General features: G+C 56.9%; 18 protein-coding genes. 11 read left to right on the top strand and 7 right to left on the bottom strand.

Features of this window, described 5'->3' with window-relative positions:
• Window positions 1–222: 222 nt before the first annotated feature.
• Window positions 223–414 carry a hypothetical protein gene (locus tag K5845_RS16150; protein WP_090230111.1) on the top strand — a complete coding sequence of 64 codons (192 nt, stop codon included), beginning with the start codon at window positions 223–225 and terminating at the stop codon, window positions 412–414.
• Window positions 415–822: 408 nt separating this feature from the next.
• Window positions 823–1485 (top strand): 2OG-Fe(II) oxygenase, encoded by a 663-nt coding sequence (locus K5845_RS16145; RefSeq protein WP_210184050.1) that lies wholly within the window; start codon window positions 823–825, stop codon window positions 1483–1485.
• A gap of 37 nt (window positions 1486–1522) precedes the next feature.
• On the opposite strand, the gene K5845_RS16140 is transcribed toward K5845_RS16145, so the two are convergent.
• Complete coding sequence (locus K5845_RS16140; protein WP_502814143.1) at window positions 1523–2794, bottom strand: threonine ammonia-lyase; 1272 nt, start codon at window positions 2792–2794, stop codon at window positions 1523–1525.
• Window positions 2795–2916: 122 nt separating this feature from the next.
• On the opposite strand from K5845_RS16140, the gene K5845_RS16135 reads away from it, so the two are divergent.
• Both K5845_RS16135 and K5845_RS16130 read left to right on the top strand, forming a co-directional pair.
• Window positions 2917–3819, top strand: coding sequence for an NAD(P)-dependent oxidoreductase (locus K5845_RS16135; RefSeq protein ID WP_287959490.1), 903 nt, complete (start codon window positions 2917–2919; stop codon window positions 3817–3819).
• An 8-nt stretch (window positions 3820–3827) separates the two neighbouring features.
• Window positions 3828–4289 carry a PaaI family thioesterase gene (locus K5845_RS16130; RefSeq protein WP_287959479.1) on the top strand — a complete coding sequence of 154 codons (462 nt, stop codon included), beginning with the start codon at window positions 3828–3830 and terminating at the stop codon, window positions 4287–4289.
• An 11-nt stretch (window positions 4290–4300) separates the two neighbouring features.
• Here K5845_RS16130 and K5845_RS16125 read toward each other — a convergent pair whose 3' ends face one another.
• A complete protein-coding gene (locus K5845_RS16125; RefSeq protein ID WP_046480381.1) occupies window positions 4301–4780 on the bottom strand; it encodes an Lrp/AsnC family transcriptional regulator in 480 nt (159 codons plus the stop codon).
• A 229-nt stretch (window positions 4781–5009) separates the two neighbouring features.
• On the opposite strand from K5845_RS16125, the gene K5845_RS16120 reads away from it, so the two are divergent.
• The gene (locus K5845_RS16120) at window positions 5010–5462 is read left to right on the top strand and encodes a protein tyrosine phosphatase family protein (RefSeq protein WP_090230108.1); all 453 of its coding nucleotides are present in this window, start codon (window positions 5010–5012) and stop codon (window positions 5460–5462) included.
• 17 nt (window positions 5463–5479) lie between these two features.
• Here the strand turns inward: K5845_RS16120 and K5845_RS16115 are convergent, their stop codons facing one another.
• From K5845_RS16115 to K5845_RS16095, 5 genes are all read right to left on the bottom strand, one after another.
• Window positions 5480–7150 (bottom strand): acyl-CoA dehydrogenase family protein, encoded by a 1671-nt coding sequence (locus tag K5845_RS16115; RefSeq protein WP_244464915.1) that lies wholly within the window; start codon window positions 7148–7150, stop codon window positions 5480–5482.
• 51 nt (window positions 7151–7201) lie between these two features.
• A complete protein-coding gene (locus tag K5845_RS16110) occupies window positions 7202–7843 on the bottom strand; it encodes a uracil-DNA glycosylase family protein (protein ID WP_046480380.1) in 642 nt (213 codons plus the stop codon).
• Between the two features lie 78 nt (window positions 7844–7921).
• Window positions 7922–8668 (bottom strand): MBL fold metallo-hydrolase, encoded by a 747-nt coding sequence (locus K5845_RS16105; RefSeq protein WP_090230104.1) that lies wholly within the window; start codon window positions 8666–8668, stop codon window positions 7922–7924.
• A 114-nt stretch (window positions 8669–8782) separates the two neighbouring features.
• Window positions 8783–9394 carry a glutathione S-transferase family protein gene (locus K5845_RS16100; protein WP_287959478.1) on the bottom strand — a complete coding sequence of 204 codons (612 nt, stop codon included), beginning with the start codon at window positions 9392–9394 and terminating at the stop codon, window positions 8783–8785.
• Between the two features lie 49 nt (window positions 9395–9443).
• A complete protein-coding gene (locus K5845_RS16095) occupies window positions 9444–9923 on the bottom strand; it encodes a thermonuclease family protein (RefSeq protein ID WP_287959477.1) in 480 nt (159 codons plus the stop codon).
• Window positions 9924–10136: 213 nt separating this feature from the next.
• Here K5845_RS16095 and K5845_RS16090 point away from each other — a divergent pair, with 213 nt between their 5' ends.
• The 6 genes from K5845_RS16090 (at window position 10137) to K5845_RS16065 (ending at window position 16032) form a co-directional block, all read left to right on the top strand.
• Complete coding sequence (locus K5845_RS16090) at window positions 10137–11789, top strand: sensor histidine kinase (protein WP_287959476.1); 1653 nt, start codon at window positions 10137–10139, stop codon at window positions 11787–11789.
• Window positions 11790–11900: 111 nt separating this feature from the next.
• Window positions 11901–12068: a DUF1289 domain-containing protein gene (locus tag K5845_RS16085; protein ID WP_046478435.1), complete on the top strand. Its 168-nt coding sequence runs from the start codon at window positions 11901–11903 to the stop codon at window positions 12066–12068.
• A 3-nt stretch (window positions 12069–12071) separates the two neighbouring features.
• Complete coding sequence (locus tag K5845_RS16080; protein WP_244512475.1) at window positions 12072–12779, top strand: retropepsin-like aspartic protease family protein; 708 nt, start codon at window positions 12072–12074, stop codon at window positions 12777–12779.
• A 79-nt stretch (window positions 12780–12858) separates the two neighbouring features.
• Entirely contained in the window at window positions 12859–13419 is a 561-nt protein-coding gene (locus K5845_RS16075; protein ID WP_287959475.1) for a retropepsin-like aspartic protease family protein, read from the top strand.
• A gap of 168 nt (window positions 13420–13587) precedes the next feature.
• Window positions 13588–15087, top strand: a complete 1500-nt coding sequence (locus K5845_RS16070) for a phosphomannomutase/phosphoglucomutase (RefSeq protein ID WP_046478433.1) — start codon at window positions 13588–13590, stop codon at window positions 15085–15087.
• A gap of 387 nt (window positions 15088–15474) precedes the next feature.
• Complete coding sequence (locus K5845_RS16065; RefSeq protein ID WP_090230093.1) at window positions 15475–16032, top strand: AAA family ATPase; 558 nt, start codon at window positions 15475–15477, stop codon at window positions 16030–16032.
• The last annotated feature ends 12 nt before the right edge of the window (window positions 16033–16044 follow it).

The following is a 16044-nucleotide window of genomic DNA, read 5'->3' as shown; positions in this document are numbered from 1 at the left end:
TAAATACCACAAACTGCTTCTGGGGCATCGCCAACCATCCGCGCGCGACTACCAAAATTGAATTACATAAAAATAAAAGTAATTACTCATTAACTTAGGTTAGCGTGAAGTTAATTTCAAGAAATGGTCGTTATCCATGTCCATTCTACTTCTTCGACTAACAAGAAGTTATCGGTTATAAAAATCCTAACGGCATTTCTCTGAATAGCCTGTGAGGAAACCATGGATCTCGAGGCAGCCAAGTTACTCAGCGGCAATATCTGTCGCTACACGATGATCGCCGCGCTCGGATGCCTTCTACTGGCCGCCCTCATTCTCGTTAGGGTATCGCTGTCGTCGAACCCTATGCTCAAAGACGATGTCGCCCTTAACGAGCCGTCCCCGCAATTTTTCGCGAAAACACGCTTAGACTAAGACAAGCCGAAATCGAGATTACCTCCGACCCAACCCGATACTGCTCCTTCCAACTCTATGACCCCGTTCCTCACCGAACGGGGTCAACTTTTTTAAATTACAGATCAAGCTCTTACCTGAGGGCTTTACTGCCATAAGGCCGACGGCACGCGGCCTCAGCCGATCCGAGCCTTTCTTTCCCCAACTTTTCCACAAATGCCAGCCAACCTGCAGGCAAGGCGTTATGGACAGCTACGGCCAAAACCGTTCAAGCTCGTCGCTGTCCACCCGCAAAAGTCCGTAACCGTCACAGCTCCCGCTCACCAAACTCCTCACGCACTTGCCCCTTGACAGACGGCCCTAGCACCGTGCCTAACCCACGAGGCGGCCACATTCCGCCAGTTGATCTCAATCGGGGACGTCCACAAAATGACCATCTCTTCGCAAGCGATCATCGACAGCATGCTGGCGAGCATTGAGTCGTCGAAACGGACCGACGAACCTTATCGACACTGGTATCTGACGGACTGCCTCCCCGCCGCCGCCGCTGAAGACATTGTCCATCTTCCCTTCCCGGCTCCGGCTCTGGACGGTGTTTCCGGAAAGCGTGAATTGCACAACGCAACGCGCACCTACTTCGATGCTGAGAACATGGCGAAGTTCCCCGTCTGCAAGGCGTTCAATGAAGCCTTCCAGGCTGACCAACTCACGCACGCGCTCGCAGACCATTTCGGCACCAACCTGAATGGTAGCTATCTCCGCGTAGAATATGCGCAAGACATCGACGGGTTTTGGCTGGAGCCACACACGGATCTCGGCGTGAAGGTCTTCACGATGTTGCTCTACATGTCGCGTGAACCCTCACACGCCAACCTCGGCACCGACATCTACGACAACGACAAGAAGCATCTTGGACGTTCACCATTCCAATCAAACTCCGCCATGATCTTCGTTCCGTCCGACAACACCTATCACGGCTTCGAGTCGCGCCCCATTGAAGGCGTTCGTAAGTCAGTGATCATCAATTACGTCACAAACGAATGGCGTGCCCGGGAACAGCTAGCCTATCCGGAAACGCCGATTAAGCAGTGACGCTCCATGAGTGAGTGCGCCCGCAAAGTCCGAAAGCTCAACGGGCGCCCTTCACCTCAACGGCAAAGCCAGCCTCTTCAAGCTGTCGCAAAACTCTACCGAGATGATCCCTATCGCGCGTCTCGATGACAATGTGCAGCTCGGTACCTTTGGCCGGCAGGTCCGTAAACACGCGCTGGTGATAAACCTCAACAACATTGGCGTCAGCCTCCGCGATAATGGCTGACACCGCAGCCAGCTGGCCTGGCCGATCGGGGATATCGATGGTGAGCTGAGACAGCCTGCCCTCGCGCGCGAGTTCCCGCGTCAACACACTGGCCAACAGACGCGTATCGATATTGCCTCCGCACAAGACCAAGCCGACCTTCTGTCCGGCAAACCGTCCCGGCTCCGCGATAAGAGCCGCCAAGCCCGCCGCGCCCGCACCCTCGACCACCGTCTTTTCGATTGCGAGCAACAAACTGACGGCCCGCTCAAGTTCCGGCTCGGAGACAAGCACAATGTCGTCGACGAGCTCTTTCACCATGGGGCTCGTCAACTTGCCCGGCGCTTTGACCGCGATCCCTTCCGCCAATGTATCCCCGCGCATCGGCAAGCTCATGCCACGCGTTGCGTTGTACATGGATGGATAAAGCTTTGCCTGAACGCCGACGACGCAAATTTCCGGCTTCAAAGCCTTCGCAGCGGCGGCAATGCCGGAAATCAAGCCGCCTCCGCCGATCGGCACCACGAGAACATCGAGATCGGGCACATCACGCAGCATCTCCAAAGCGATCGTCCCCTGCCCCGCGATTACGAGTGGATCATCATAGGGATGCACAAACGTGAGCCCATGTTCACGCCCATAGTCGTGCGCGAAAGCAGACGCCTCTTCCAAGGTCGGGCCTTTGAGAATGACCTGAGCGCCGTGCCCCCGCGTGTTCTCGACTTTTACAGTCGGCGTCGCTTCAGGCATGACAATAACCGTCGGAACACCAAGCCGGTTCGCATGATAAGCTACGCCTTGCGCGTGATTGCCCGCCGACATCGCGATAACGCCTTTGCGGCGTTCTTCAGCACTCAGCGCCATCAGGCGATTAAGAGCGCCACGCTCCTTAAAGGCCCCGGTAAACTGTAGATTCTCAAACTTGAGCCAGATGTCCGCGCCGAACATTTCCGACAGCGTACGACTGCGGTCGCAATCCGTATCGACCACCGCTCCCGCTATGGTCTCAGCAGCGCGTTTGACATCCGCCAGCGTCACAGCCAACGCACGCGCACCAGATCCCGAAGCCAGAGAACCGCCGTCATCAAGCTGCTTCGAATTCACTGAGGTGTCCTTTCTTCAGTGTTGTCACTGAACCATAGTCCCAGCTAGCCCCTTTTTCTTTGCTTCCATCATCACCCATTGGCTAAAAGTGCCGGATCAACAAATACGAACCATCGATAATTCTGGGAAGGAGCAGGGGCATGGCAAAAGTTGCGTGGATTGGGCTCGGCGTTATGGGCTTCCCGATGGCGGGCCACATCCTTAAGAAAGGCGGACACGACCTCGTTGTCTATAATCGCACCGCCGCCAAAGCCAAGGAGTGGGTTGAGCAGCACGGCTCAGGACAAACGGCAGCGACGCCCGCTGAAGCTGCCAGGGATGCCGACTTTGTCTTCTGCTGCGTTGGCAACGACGACGACCTGCGCTCCGTCATCATTGGGCCCGATGGCGCGCTCGCCGCGATGAAACCCGGATCCATCCTGATCGACAACACAACGGCTTCCGCCAACGTCGCACGCGAACTTTACGCTGCTGCCAAAGAAAAGGGCATCGGTTTCATCGACGCCCCGGTCTCCGGCGGGCAGGCCGGTGCAGAAAACGGTGTGCTAACCGTCATGTGCGGTGGCGACGCAGATGTCTTCGCGCGTGCAGAACCGGTGATCACGCACTACGCCCGGATGATCAAACACATCGGCGCGCCAGGCGCAGGCCAGCTCACCAAAATGGTGAACCAAATCGCGATTGCAGGATTGGTCCAGGGCTTGGCAGAAGCTATCCATTTCGCTCAGAAGGCTGACCTGGATATCCCGACCGTAATCGATACAATTTCCAAGGGTGCAGCCCAATCCTGGCAAATGGAAAACCGCTGGGAAGCCATGAACGCCGGCAAGTTCGATTTCGGGTTTGCCGTGGATTGGATGCGCAAGGACCTCTCCATCTGCATCGATGAGGCACGGCGTAATGGCGCCAGCCTTCCGGTTGCAGCCGTCGTCGACCAATTCTATAGCGAGGTCCAGAAGATGGGCGGCAATCGCTGGGATACGTCGAGCTTGATTGCGCGCCTGAACGCTTGCGACCGAAAATAAGGACAATTATGATCACGGACACCACCTCTGCAGTGGACCAGCCTGATCCGCGGCAACTCATGGAAGCAATGGCCGCCAATAATCCGGCTTTTAGAGAACTCGGTGTCGAAATCATCGAAGCGGGTGCCCAGCGCAGCCGCTTCGCGATGCGCGTGAAGCCTCAACACACCAACACGTTCGGCGTCTGCCACGGCGGTGTCACTTTCGCCCTGGCCGATTTGGCTTTTGGTTTCACGTGTAACGCCAGGGGCGAACGGTCCATGACGGCGGGAGCGAGCATCGAATATCTCGCACCGATCCCCCTCGGCGCTTATCTTTATGCAGATGTGACCGAAGCTGCCATCAAAGGGCGAAATGTCTACTACGATGTGCGCCTGCATTTGGAGGATGGAACGACAACGGCGATTGCGCGCGGACGAATGCGTATTCTTGGCGGACCGGTCATCACGGACCCGGAAGCCAACTCCTAAGCTGGCTTTGCCTAGGTTCGTTTGGAGTGCTGCGCATCTTCGAGAACGAAATCTAACGGCAACGCCGTGGTGTACTTGATCTGCTCCATCGCAAACGTTGAAGAGACCTTGGCGATTTCGATGCGGCCGATCAGCTTTTTGTAAAATGCGTCGTAGGCGGCAATATCCGGCACAACCACGCGCAGCAAATAGTCAATATCACCAGACATGCGGTAGAACTCGACGACCTCCTCGAAATCGACGACAGCCGCATGAAACTTCTCTAACCATTCCAGGCTGTGCTGATCCGTCTTGATCTGCACAAACACGGTAACGCCTGCATTCACCTTGGTTGGCTCAAGCAAGGCAACACGGCGTTGAATCACGCCAGCCTCCTCAAGCTTCTGAATGCGCCGCCAGCAGGGCGTGGTCGACAATCCAACCTCTTTGCCGATATCAGCGACCGCACGCGTCGTATCCTGCTGCAGCACCTTGAGGATCTTGACGTCCATCTCATCGAGCACAGCACATCTCCACCGGCTATTAAAAATTGGGACATGTCGTCACTAGAAAAAAATTTCAATATCCATGACGAAACGCAAATTTATTAGCATATGATTTCAAGTGGGACTACACCGCGTCGCGTAAAATCCGTGACTGAGATCGAATTGTCGCGTCGACCAACACGCGCGCAACACCTAAACCTGCGACGCGGCAAACGAATTGAAACGAGCGAGGCCCATGCAAACCGTTACCCACCTGACGCCAAACTTCGCGGTCGCCGGAGAATTGAGCGACGCGGATTTTGAAGAAGCGGCCGCAAGCGGCTTCAAAGCCATCATCAACAATCGTCCCGACGGCGAAGCACCTGGCCAACCAACGGCGGCATCCCAAAAGGCAATTGCAGAAAAGCATGGCCTCCAGTACGTCCACATCCCTGTAAATCAGGCGAACATCTTCAGCGACAGCGTCGTCGGCGCCATGGCAGATACCCTTGCCAAGCTGGACGGCCCGATACTCGCACACTGCAAATCGGGGATGCGCTCGGCAATAGTCTGGGCAGCAGCCAGCGCAAGAACCCGACCAGTCGCGGAAGTCGAGAAAATCCTCAGTCAGGGCCCCTTCGACCTGAGCTTCCTGCACGATGAACTGGAGCAGCAAGCCGCACATGCCGCCGGTACGGAAACGGCCTAAGACTTACATGACACCAATCATTGGAGAGGCCGCGCCCGCTCGAGAATTTCGCGATGGCCTGCCTTCCCAACGCCCGTGCCGTAGGTGTGGCGAAACTCTCCCCCTAAGCGGCTCGCGATAAACGCATCGGCCACAAAATCGGGCGAAGATTGGCGCAGCAAACATCCAGCCGCCGTCCGCGCCAACGTTTCGACAAGTGTGCGTGCATCGCCCTCCTGCGCGCTGCCACGCATCAACGTCTCAAGCCGTGCGACCGAAGCTGAAAGTACGGCATCCCCTGCGCTGCTCTCTTTCAACACAGCCATAACCGTCCATACGGCCTCAGGAGTGCGTTGCAATACCCGCAGGAGGTCAAGGCACATAACGTTGCCCGACCCTTCCCAAATGGCGTTGAGCGGCAACTCACGATAAAGCCGGGCGGCGAGCCCATCCTCGACGTATCCATTCCCGCCGAGGCACTCCATCGCTTCAAAGCCCAGCGCTGGCGCCATCTTGCACACCCAATACTTCGTGACCGGCGTCATAACCCGACGCCACGCAGCCTCATGCGGATCCATCCAAGCGCGCTCAAATGCACCGGCCAACCGCACAGCAAGCACCGTCGCGGCCTCAACGTCGATCGCCATATCAGCAAGAACAGCGGCCATCATTGGCTGATCCACAAGTCGCTTCTGAAACACGTAGCGATAGTGGCAATGATGAAGGGCCACCGCCAGCGCAAGACGCATCTGACCTGCTGACGCGACGGCACAATCGAGCCGCGTCATCGTCACCATCTCGATGATGTTGGCAATGCCGCGCCCTTCTTCCCCAATAAGCCAACCGGACGCGCCCTGGAGCTCAACTTCCGATGAGGCATTGGAGTGATTCCCGAGCTTGTTCTTGAGCCGCTGCAGACGCAAAGCGTTGATCGAGCCGTCAGGAAGAAACCGCGGAACCAAGAAGCAGGAAAGGCCGCCGGGGGCCTGCGCAAGCATCAGAAATGCGTCGCTCATCGGCGCTGACATAAACCACTTGTGGCCAGTGAGAATATACTCCTGCCCGGCCCCGGCATTCACGGCGGCAATGGCCGTGCTGGCATTCGCACGGACATCTGTTCCGCCTTGCTTTTCCGTGAGCCCCATTCCGATGCTGACGCTCTCTTTCTGAGGCCATGGCCGAAAGGCTTTGTCATAAGTTCGCGAAAGGATCTTCGGCAGAAGTGACGTAGCCAGATCAGGCTGTAGCAGCAGTGTAGGAACGGCTGCGTTCGTCATAGTCACCGGACAAACATGGCCCGGCTCCATTTGCGTCATCATGTAGAGTCTGGCGGCACGCATCACGTGCGCACCCGGACGTGGACCGGACTCGGCAGCGCCGAGATAGTCCCACGGGCTGCAATGCAGCCCCACGGCAAAACTCATCGCCATACAGTCATGATAGGCAGCGTGAAATTCGACCGTGTCGAGCGGAAATCCCTTCTCGTCAAAGCGTCGGAGCTTCGGTGGGTTTTCATTCGCCAAGCGCCCGGCTTCGAACGCTTGCGCACTTCCCGCCTTTTGCCCAAATCTTGCCAGTTCTTCTGTCTCGTGAGCCGCACCTTCTGCTGCGATCGCGCTTTGAAGAGCCGCATCACTCAAGAAAAGATTGATGTCGCAAAACGACGGGCTTTGGTTCGTAATCTCGTGCGTCGAGAAGCTTGAATGCACCGGAATGCCCTCCATGCGAACTGAGCAGACACCGGTCGCGGATGGCGGTTTCTAACGTCCACCGTCGTGCGCAACAGGGTCCGACGCCGTCGCAATAAGTCTGCGCACTTCAGATCGTACCACCGGCAAAACGTCCACCTCAAACCATGGGTTCGCTTTCAGCCAAGCTGAATTGCGCCAAGACGGATGCGGTAAGGGAATAAAACGAGGAAAATCACTCTGCTCGTAAGTCTCTCTCCAAGCGCGCACGACATCCGTCAGGGACTGCCTACGAGCCTCCGGCAAATGCCAGCGCTGCGCATAAGAGCCAACCAACAAGACGAGTTCGAGGTTGGGGAGCTCCTTGATGAGCCGGGCACGCCAGGTCCGCGCACATTCCCGGCGCGGCGGCAGGTCGCTACCCTTCTCATTGTAGCCAGGAAAGCAAAAGCCCATCGGAACGAAGGCAATACGGTCCTCATCGTAGAATTCTTGTTCATCGACGCCCATCCATTCACGCAAACGAACGCCGGAGGGATCTTTGAATGGGAGCCCGGCATCATGGGCGCGCAGCCCCGGTGCTTGCCCAAAAACCCCAACGCGCGCGCTCGATCGTACGCGCAGAACGGGACGAGGCTCATGCGGCAAAGGCTGGCCGGTCGGTGTGTCAACGCACACACGGCACCCAGAGATCTCACGCAACAAGCGCCCCAGCCCGCTAGCCGCGTTCTTTGCCTGGCGATGTGCGGAGGCAGGAGGAATGGAACTCACCTTTACTCAAATGACGAAACATCAAACGTCGAGACTGAGTCCATCTTTTGCAAGGATTACGTCACCAACATCAAGACCAGCTGCCACTCGCGACAGCATGTCATCGCCCATATGCGTTACAACTACACGGCGCGCATTGAACTCATCAAGATGGCTTGAAATCTTCTGCCAATTCATGTGATGCGGAATGTCTTGGTCGAAACTGAAGCACTCCGTGATGTAGACATCAGCCCCGCTAGCGACATCAAGCAAGGCATCAACCCATTCGGTATCTCCAGAATAACTAACAACCTTACCTTCCGCGGCGAGACGAACCGCATAGGAAGGCGCACCAGATGGATGGCTGACAGGAACGACCGTCACCACCACAGGCCCGACCTCACAAGGCACGGCTTCGTCAAACTCGATAAAATTCAGATCGAAGGCCAAGCTCTTATCTGAAGAGCCTGGAAACAAAGCTTCCGTTGCCGCGCGATAACGTTCCGCGATCGTGCTCGGCCCGACAATAGTCAGCGGCGTCTGTCGCTTTGCAACATGCCGTGCGTGAAGCAGCCACCAGACAAGCCCCGAAAAATGATCCCCGTGCAGGTGAGAAATAAAAATAGCGGAGACACCGTTCGGGTCGAGTCCGAGACGCGACATCCCCATCAGGGTTGTCGCGCCGCAATCTATAAGACAGTTCCATTCGCCGATTGCGACGTGGAAACTCGTCTGCAATCGACCGCCCGAACCAAACGCGTCACCTGAACCCACAATGGTCAGTTTCATGGCGATGTTGCCCGCATCTATCCCGCGATCTCCCAGATTGCCATAGGGATAAATTACGGGCTGTTACCTAGGGAACATGCCCGCGGCAACAGAAAACGAACATGATAATGGGAATTAGGCTTTCGCGCTCGGTCTCGCACTAACCTCATTATACCAGCGCTGAACATTGGAAAGAGTATCGGGCATGTCGATGCGGGCAACCTTCATAAAGTCCACAGCAACGAGGCCTGTGATGTCCGCAATCGAATAGTTTTCGCCCGCGACGTATTGGGTGTTCGCAAGTTGATCATCAAGAATCTTCAGAGCGCCCAAGCACTTTGCTTTGTTCGCCTCACCCCACTCAGCGACCTGAGGCACTTCCCGCTCGCGCATGTTGGGATGTAGATGCCGGAAAGCTTGACCGACAGCCGTAAAGAAATTGAGCTCCATACGCCGGTTCCACATTTCGACGAGCGCCTTGCCCAACGCTCCTGTGCCGAAGAGCGGGGGCTCCGGGTGCAACTCTTCAAAATACCGGCAGATCGCGACGCTCTCGCTGATACACGTCCCATCATCGAGCACGAGAATCGGAACGCGTTGCATCGGATTCATTGCTGTGAATTCCTCAGAACGCAGGTTTGTCATATTCATTTCGAAAGGCTCAAATGGAACGCTCAATCCTTTTTCAGCCAAAAAAATACGGACACGTCTCGGATTTGGCGCCGTAGTCGTATCTAGAATTTTCATATGGTGCTCCCCGTTTTGGCCCGCGAAGCCAAATCTCAACGTCAATTCATTAGTTGCCGATGCCGCGCTCACGGCGCCAATCGCGTGGCCTTTCAAATTCTCCAGCCCAAAGACCTCTATTGGAATTTGCCGCCTCTCGCTCTTCAGAGCCATATCGACCATAGGCGACTGCAAATCCGCGAATCACCATTTCTTGATTGAGATTCAAATTTCCGACAAAACATAAAGCGAGAAGCCGCCCATGCTTGTCGATCTCAAGCCCCTCGCAGCGCACCGTCTGCCCACCGATCAGCGCAGTAAGCTCTTGAGTTGCAGCCTCGCCACATTCCCATTTCGCACCGCCGCGGCGGCAAACCTGCTGACCTTCCGGAGCATCAATGCCTTGTAGGCGCACCTCCCGGCCGACCACATAAAGGCTGTCTCCGTCGATCGCAGTTGCATGTCCTTCGACATCGCCGACGTCGGTCTGTTCTAGCTGACGCACAAGGAAGGCAGCTGCGATAAGCCCCGCCAACAGGGCGATTGACACCCATCGATTGCGCCAAGTCCGGCCTCTGAAGACCATGCTCACCATGCCGCAGACCTTAACAAATTGAACTCACCGATAAACACTAAGTTAATGAGTTTAGTAGATATTAACACATCGTGTAGACTGTAGCTCTGCCCTACTAGGGCCATGTAGTTGTATCGGAATCAGACGTAACCACGCGGTTCCTTCACCTTGATTAGAAGTTCGGGACATATGACCTGGTCTCCCACATCAGATGAGTTCGCGCCTCTCCAAGGCCGTCGAGAAACTCGCAATCGCGCCTTCGACAACGTCAAGGCCGTGCGCGAACGCCTGACCAACGGCGGCGAGCTCCGTCCCGAAAACGAATACGATCTTCTGACGATGTTCGTGCGCAACGAAATGGCAGCGGCCGCGACCATGCCAGCGCTGTCCATCATCATCTCGATCGCTTCCATGTTATGGGCAACGCCCTTGGAAGCAGCGCTGTGGATGATCCTCGTCATCTCCGCCAAGGTGCTCCTCCTCGAGCTGTGCCGTCGTTTCCTAGCCCTGCCCCGCGCCGAAGTTGACGTGCGCGTTTGGCGCCGGCGTTTTGTAATTGCCGAATTGATCAACGGCATGACATGGGCCGGCTTTGCTTTAGTTGGCATCGGCGCGCATACGCTGTCGAGTCCCGCAGCTCTGTTTTCCGCCCACGTATTTATTTTCGCTATGCTGATTGTCATTTTGGCGATCCGCATGACGTTTTCATCTTCCATTCTACCGATCATGCACGCCGGAACAATTCCGGTAACGGTAGCCGTTGTCGGGCGCCTCGCATATCTCGGCGTGGAAATGAATGATCCGCTCTATTTCGCACTCGCGACAATGGCGGTTGGTGTCCACCTCTATTTCATCTTCCTAGCGATCGGCCTCAAATCGACGGCTCAAGCAATGCTCGAGTTCCGCGACCAGAAGGACGCGTTAATCGCTGAGCTCGAAGAGGAAAAAGCTCGATCGGATGAAGCCCGCCGTCGCGCCGAAGCCGCCAACAAGGCAAAGTCGCAGTTCCTCGCAACGATGAGCCATGAATTGCGCACGCCGCTGAACGCCATCATGGGCTTTTCGGAGGTCATGAAAGCGGAAATTCTTGGACCGCTGTCCAATCCCACATACCGGGAGTACGCGTCCAATATCCACGACAGCGGCAGCCATCTGCTGAACCTGATCAACGAGATCCTTGACCTGTCACGCATTGAGGCGGGACGCTACGATCTCAACGAAGAACCTCTGCGCCTGACGGAGGTCGTGGAAGATGGCCATCGTCTGTTAAAACTGCGCGCAAATAACAAAAATCTGCGGGTCTTAGAGGATTTCGACGCCGAACTCCCGCCCGTTTGGGCCGATCCGCGCGCTATGCGCCAGATCGTGCTGAACCTCATGTCGAATGCCTTCAAATTCACACCGCAGGGCGGAACCGTGAAGCTGACAGTAGGCCATACGGCTGACGGTGCACACTTCATTTCGGTCCGGGACACAGGGCCAGGCATCCCGCGTGAAGAAATTCCGAAAGTAATGCAGGCATTTGGCCAAGGATCGTTGGCCCTGCACACAGCGGAAGGCGGAACCGGCCTCGGCTTGCCGATCGTCAAGAAACTGATCGAGCTCCACGGCGGACGCTTCGAACTTAGGTCCGAACTGCGCAAAGGTACCGAAGCCATCGTCTACCTTCCACGGCAACGGGTGCTGCGCGCCGTCGCTCCGTTGCAACCCCTTGGAAGCGAACGGCACCGCCAAAACGCCGGCGTCACACAGCGCGCCAGCAGGCCACCACGGCTGGTCCGCGATCAGGCCGCTACGCCAACCTTCACCGTGCACAAGACAGCCACAGTGGTTCATCATTGAGCCGTCTGACGATTGTACTCACACGGATGTCGGCTTACATCCATACGGCACACGTGCAAACGCAGGTCGCCCGCATTGCGATGCGCAACCGGCAAAGGAATTATCGCGCCTATGGAGTCACCCTGCATCAATATTTGCGCCATTAGCGACGAAACCGAGATGTGTGAAGGCTGCTACCGAACCATTGACGAGATTGCATCCTGGAGCCGGTTAACCGCTGAAGAACGCAAGCGGATCATGGCGCTTCTGCCCGAACGCAAGGCGAAAGCGAGGGTATAACGAATGCTCGGCTGGCTCGTCGCAATCCTCGCTGTCTTGATCGGTGTATTCTATTTCCTGTCCGGCAACACCGCTGTGATTGCGGAAATGGGCGGCCTAGAACGTTGGCTTCTTGTCATCTCTGCAGCCCTCATTTGCCTCTATGCAGGCGTGCTGCTCATGGGCCATGGCGGCCGCTTCATGCAGGCCGTTCGCCATCTCGGCATTTGGCTTGTCATAGGGCTGCTGCTGATCGTGGGATATACCTACCGCAACGACGTTTCGATGGTCGCCAACCGCGTGGCTGGTGAATTGCTGCCCCCCGGCGAAACCATGACGGTCACCCGAAACGGCGACGGCCCGGCATCGGTCCGCATCCGTCAGCGCAATGATGGCCACTTTACCGCCCGCGCAAAGGTCAATGGCGCTCACCTATTCATGCTTGTGGATACCGGAGCATCAACCGTCGTTCTGAAACCCGCAGACGCGGAACGGGCTGGAATTGATACAAGTACGCTCTCGTTCACAATTCCTGTGCGGACAGCAAACGGCACCGGCTTCGCAGCGCCCGTGCGCCTGCGTTCTGTCTCGATCGGCCCCATTGCCCTGGACAATGTCGAGGCCTTGGTTGCCAAGCCGGGAGCGCTCAACGAAAGCCTGCTCGGTATGAGTTTTTTAAGACGTCTCCGGTCCTATGAGTTCTCGGGTGAGTTTTTGACACTCCGCAGTTAACCGTCGCAGCTCCCTGCAATCGGTGCCTCTGGCGTGTCGCCACAAATTGCAGATCAAAAACGCACGGTTGTTTCGTGATATGGCGCTATCAACTGGAACGCGCGCACTTCTGAGCGAAGCCCTGAGTTGGACAGCAGCGGCAGCCATGATCGCCGTTGTAGCGGCGCACTATACTGAGATCCGCGATTTCGCTTTGCAAACTCTCAGCTCCTCTCAGAATAACGTTACGCAGATCACAGACGCCCGGTCCGTCCCCGACTCCAGCCCGTATGGGTACGTCGAACTTCGCGCCGACACCCAGGGTCACTACAATAGCGACATCGAGATCAACGGACGCACCGTCCATGCCATGGTAGACACCGGCGCAACGATGGTAGCTATGAGCTACGAAGATGCCGAACACGCCGGTATTTTCCTTTCTCCGTCCAACTTCACCCATCGCGTCAACACTGCGAATGGGGTCGCCCGTGTCGCTCCCGTAACGCTCGATCGCGTACGTCTCGGATCCATAGAGGTGCGCGACGTACGCGCCGCCGTCGCCGAACGGGGGCGGCTAAACGGCACACTCCTGGGAATGTCGTTTCTTGGCCGCATCTCCCGGCTTGAGATGCGCGACGGCGTTCTAGTACTTCAGGATTAATCATCCATCGTTGACGCCATGCCATCGGTTTGTCATCGAATTCTCCGAAAGACATATGCGGAATGCCGGAATCTCACCTTGTGCTCCCAGCGCAAGACGGAGTTCCTAGGCTGAATACAAGCTGGATCTTGCCGCCGTTGCAGGCGGACTTCTCATAAGGACGACCAAATGCTCCCCAAGCCGCGCGCAGATCTGAAGCCCAATACCGCCGACTTCGAGCGCTTTCCACTCGTCAAACCCACCGGCTTCCGCGAGTACGACGCACGCTGGCTATTCCCCGAGGAAATCAACCTCATGGGGCTGAATGCCGTAGGACTCGGCATGGCAACCCTGTTCGACCGCCGCGGCGTCAAAAAGCGCATCGTCGTCGGACACGATTATCGCTCTTACTCCGGAGCCGTAAAACAGGCGCTCATGACGGGCCTGCTGGCTGGCGGCTTTGAGGTCCATGACATCGGTCTGGCACTCTCGCCCATGGCGTATTACGCGCAGTTTGCGCTCGATGTCGAAGGCGTGGCCATGGTCACGGCAAGCCATAACGACAACGGCTGGACGGGCATCAAGATGGGCCTTGATCGCCCCCTGACGTTCGGCCCGGATGAAATGTCCGAACTTAAAGCCATCGTACTGGACGGCACCTACGATGCTCCCGGCGGCGGCAAATATATCTTCGTTGAGGACATGGCCCGGCGCTATTTGACCATGCTTACCGACCGTCCGAAGCTAACCCGCCCGCTCAAGGTCGTCGCCGCGTGCGGGAACGGCACGGCAGGCGCCTTCGCCCCCCAAGTCCTGGAGGCCGTCGGCTGCGAGGTCGTTCCACTGAACGCCGACCTTGATTACGCATTCCCCAACCACAATCCCAATCCCGAAGATTTGGCCATGCTCCACGCCATCGCCGACGAGGTAAAGCGAACCGGCGCGGACGTTGGTTTGGCCTTCGACGGCGATGGCGACCGCTGCGGGGTCGTCGATAACGAGGGGCATGAAATCTTTGCCGATAAGGTCGGCGTCATGCTGGCACGCGACATCTCTAACCTGCACAAGGATGCCAAGTTCGTCGCCGACGTGAAGTCGACGGGTCTTTTCATGACTGATCCCGTACTGAACGCGAACGGCGCCACGACCACCTATTGGAAGACGGGGCACTCATACATCAAGCGATTCAGCCATGAAACCAAAGCGCTTGTGGGCTTCGAAAAGTCCGGCCACTTCTTCTTCAATCCGCCACTCGGCCGCGGCTATGATGACGGCATTATCGCGGCCCTGGCCGTTTGCGACATGCTTGATCGCAATCCGGATAAGTCCATGGCCGACTTAAAGAACGATCTCCCGCGAACGTGGCAATCACCCACGATGTCTCCGAAATGCGGAGACGAAGTGAAGTACGGCGTCGTCGACCGCATGGTCGCGCACTATCAGGCAAAAGCCGATGCGGGAGAAAAGATCGCCGGACAGTCCGTTCGCGAACTCATCACCGTCAACGGCGTGCGTATCGTCCTGGAAGACGGTACATGGGGCCTGGTGCGCGCCTCATCGAACAAACCCGAACTCGTCATCGTCGTGGAGAGCCCGACGTCAGAAGCGAATATGCGCGCCATCTTCGCGGACATCGACTCCGAACTGCAGAAGGAACCGGAAGTCGGCGCGTACAATCAGAAGATTTGATTTTCTGGCCAACGGCCAACCGCAAATCAAACCGGTACGAGACTTAGGTGGCGGCTACGGCTGACGGGAACAGCCGCCACCTCCACATTTCAGTCTACGATCACCAAACATCGATTAAGGAGCTGGGCGTTGCTATAGCTTGCATCAGCTATCCTCCGTCCCAAGACATCCAGCAAACCTGATCGATACGAAGTGCTGGCCGATATTCGAAAAAATTACAAAACTGACGCGTGAGCCTGCTCCGCAAAACAATCTGCCGTTGCTGAGCTGACGGCTCTTGGCACAGTCGGTCACTTCCGGCCCAAAGCCCCACACCCTCACCTCGCCCCCCGTGTTCGTCGTAAGGCAACGTGTGCCTCTCGAACGCCCACGCATCATGGAGAACATATGGACGATATAGACCGCTTCATCATCCTCACCGGAGGTCCCGGATCCGGCAAAAGCACGCTCATCGCCGAGCTCGCAAAATCTGGCTACGCGCATGCGCCAGAAGCGGGTCGCGCGATCATCCAGGCACAGGCCGCCATTGGCGGCAAAGCACTACCCTGGACGGACCCAACGGCATTCGCCGAATTGATGCTCTCTTGGGATATGCGATCTTACGAGCGGGCACGCGAGCTCAAGGGCCCTGTCTTCTTCGATCGCGGCATCCCCGACGTTCTCGGCTATCTGACGCTATCAAACGTACCGACACCAACCCACGTACAAACCGCAGCGCAGCTCTTCCGCTATGGCCGCGTCTTCATAGCTCCGCCCTGGCGAGAGATTTTCGAGCAGGACAACGAACGCAAGCAGAACTTCGACGAAGCTCAACGAACATACGACGCGATGACGGACACCTATCAGAGACTTGGATACGTCCTCGTCGAGCTTCCCAAAGCATCTGTCGCAGACCGCTGCGCGTTCGTCCTGGAGACCGCTGGGCTCAAGGCCAACAACAGCTAACCCAGCTAGCCC

It is taken from the genome of Filomicrobium sp., from assembly GCF_025698805.1.
GTDB classification, from domain to species: domain Bacteria; phylum Pseudomonadota; class Alphaproteobacteria; order Rhizobiales; family Hyphomicrobiaceae; genus Filomicrobium; species Filomicrobium insigne.
Note: the sequence above shows the minus strand (reverse complement) of the source record. Positions and strands in the feature narration are given on the sequence as shown.

Bases quoted from the DNA above. Each gene is read 5' to 3' on its own strand.
- K5845_RS16130 (WP_287959479.1), top strand. From the start codon at position 3,828: ATGATCACGGACACCACCTCTGCAGTGGACCAGCCTGATCCGCGGCAA.
- K5845_RS16120 (WP_090230108.1), top strand. From the start codon at position 5,010: ATGCAAACCGTTACCCACCTGACGCCAAACTTCGCGGTCGCCGGAGAA.
- K5845_RS16085 (WP_046478435.1), top strand. From the start codon at position 11,901: ATGGAGTCACCCTGCATCAATATTTGCGCCATTAGCGACGAAACCGAG.
- K5845_RS16075 (WP_287959475.1), top strand. From the start codon at position 12,859: ATGGCGCTATCAACTGGAACGCGCGCACTTCTGAGCGAAGCCCTGAGT.
- K5845_RS16145 (WP_210184050.1), top strand. From the start codon at position 823: ATGACCATCTCTTCGCAAGCGATCATCGACAGCATGCTGGCGAGCATT.
- K5845_RS16065 (WP_090230093.1), top strand. From the start codon at position 15,475: ATGGACGATATAGACCGCTTCATCATCCTCACCGGAGGTCCCGGATCC.
- K5845_RS16150 (WP_090230111.1), top strand. From the start codon at position 223: ATGGATCTCGAGGCAGCCAAGTTACTCAGCGGCAATATCTGTCGCTAC.
- K5845_RS16105 (WP_090230104.1), bottom strand. From the start codon at position 8,668: ATGAAACTGACCATTGTGGGTTCAGGTGACGCGTTTGGTTCGGGCGGT.
- K5845_RS16125 (WP_046480381.1), bottom strand. From the start codon at position 4,780: ATGGACGTCAAGATCCTCAAGGTGCTGCAGCAGGATACGACGCGTGCG.
- K5845_RS16100 (WP_287959478.1), bottom strand. From the start codon at position 9,394: ATGAAAATTCTAGATACGACTACGGCGCCAAATCCGAGACGTGTCCGT.
- K5845_RS16070 (WP_046478433.1), top strand. From the start codon at position 13,588: ATGCTCCCCAAGCCGCGCGCAGATCTGAAGCCCAATACCGCCGACTTC.
- K5845_RS16090 (WP_287959476.1), top strand. From the start codon at position 10,137: ATGACCTGGTCTCCCACATCAGATGAGTTCGCGCCTCTCCAAGGCCGT.
- K5845_RS16080 (WP_244512475.1), top strand. From the start codon at position 12,072: ATGCTCGGCTGGCTCGTCGCAATCCTCGCTGTCTTGATCGGTGTATTC.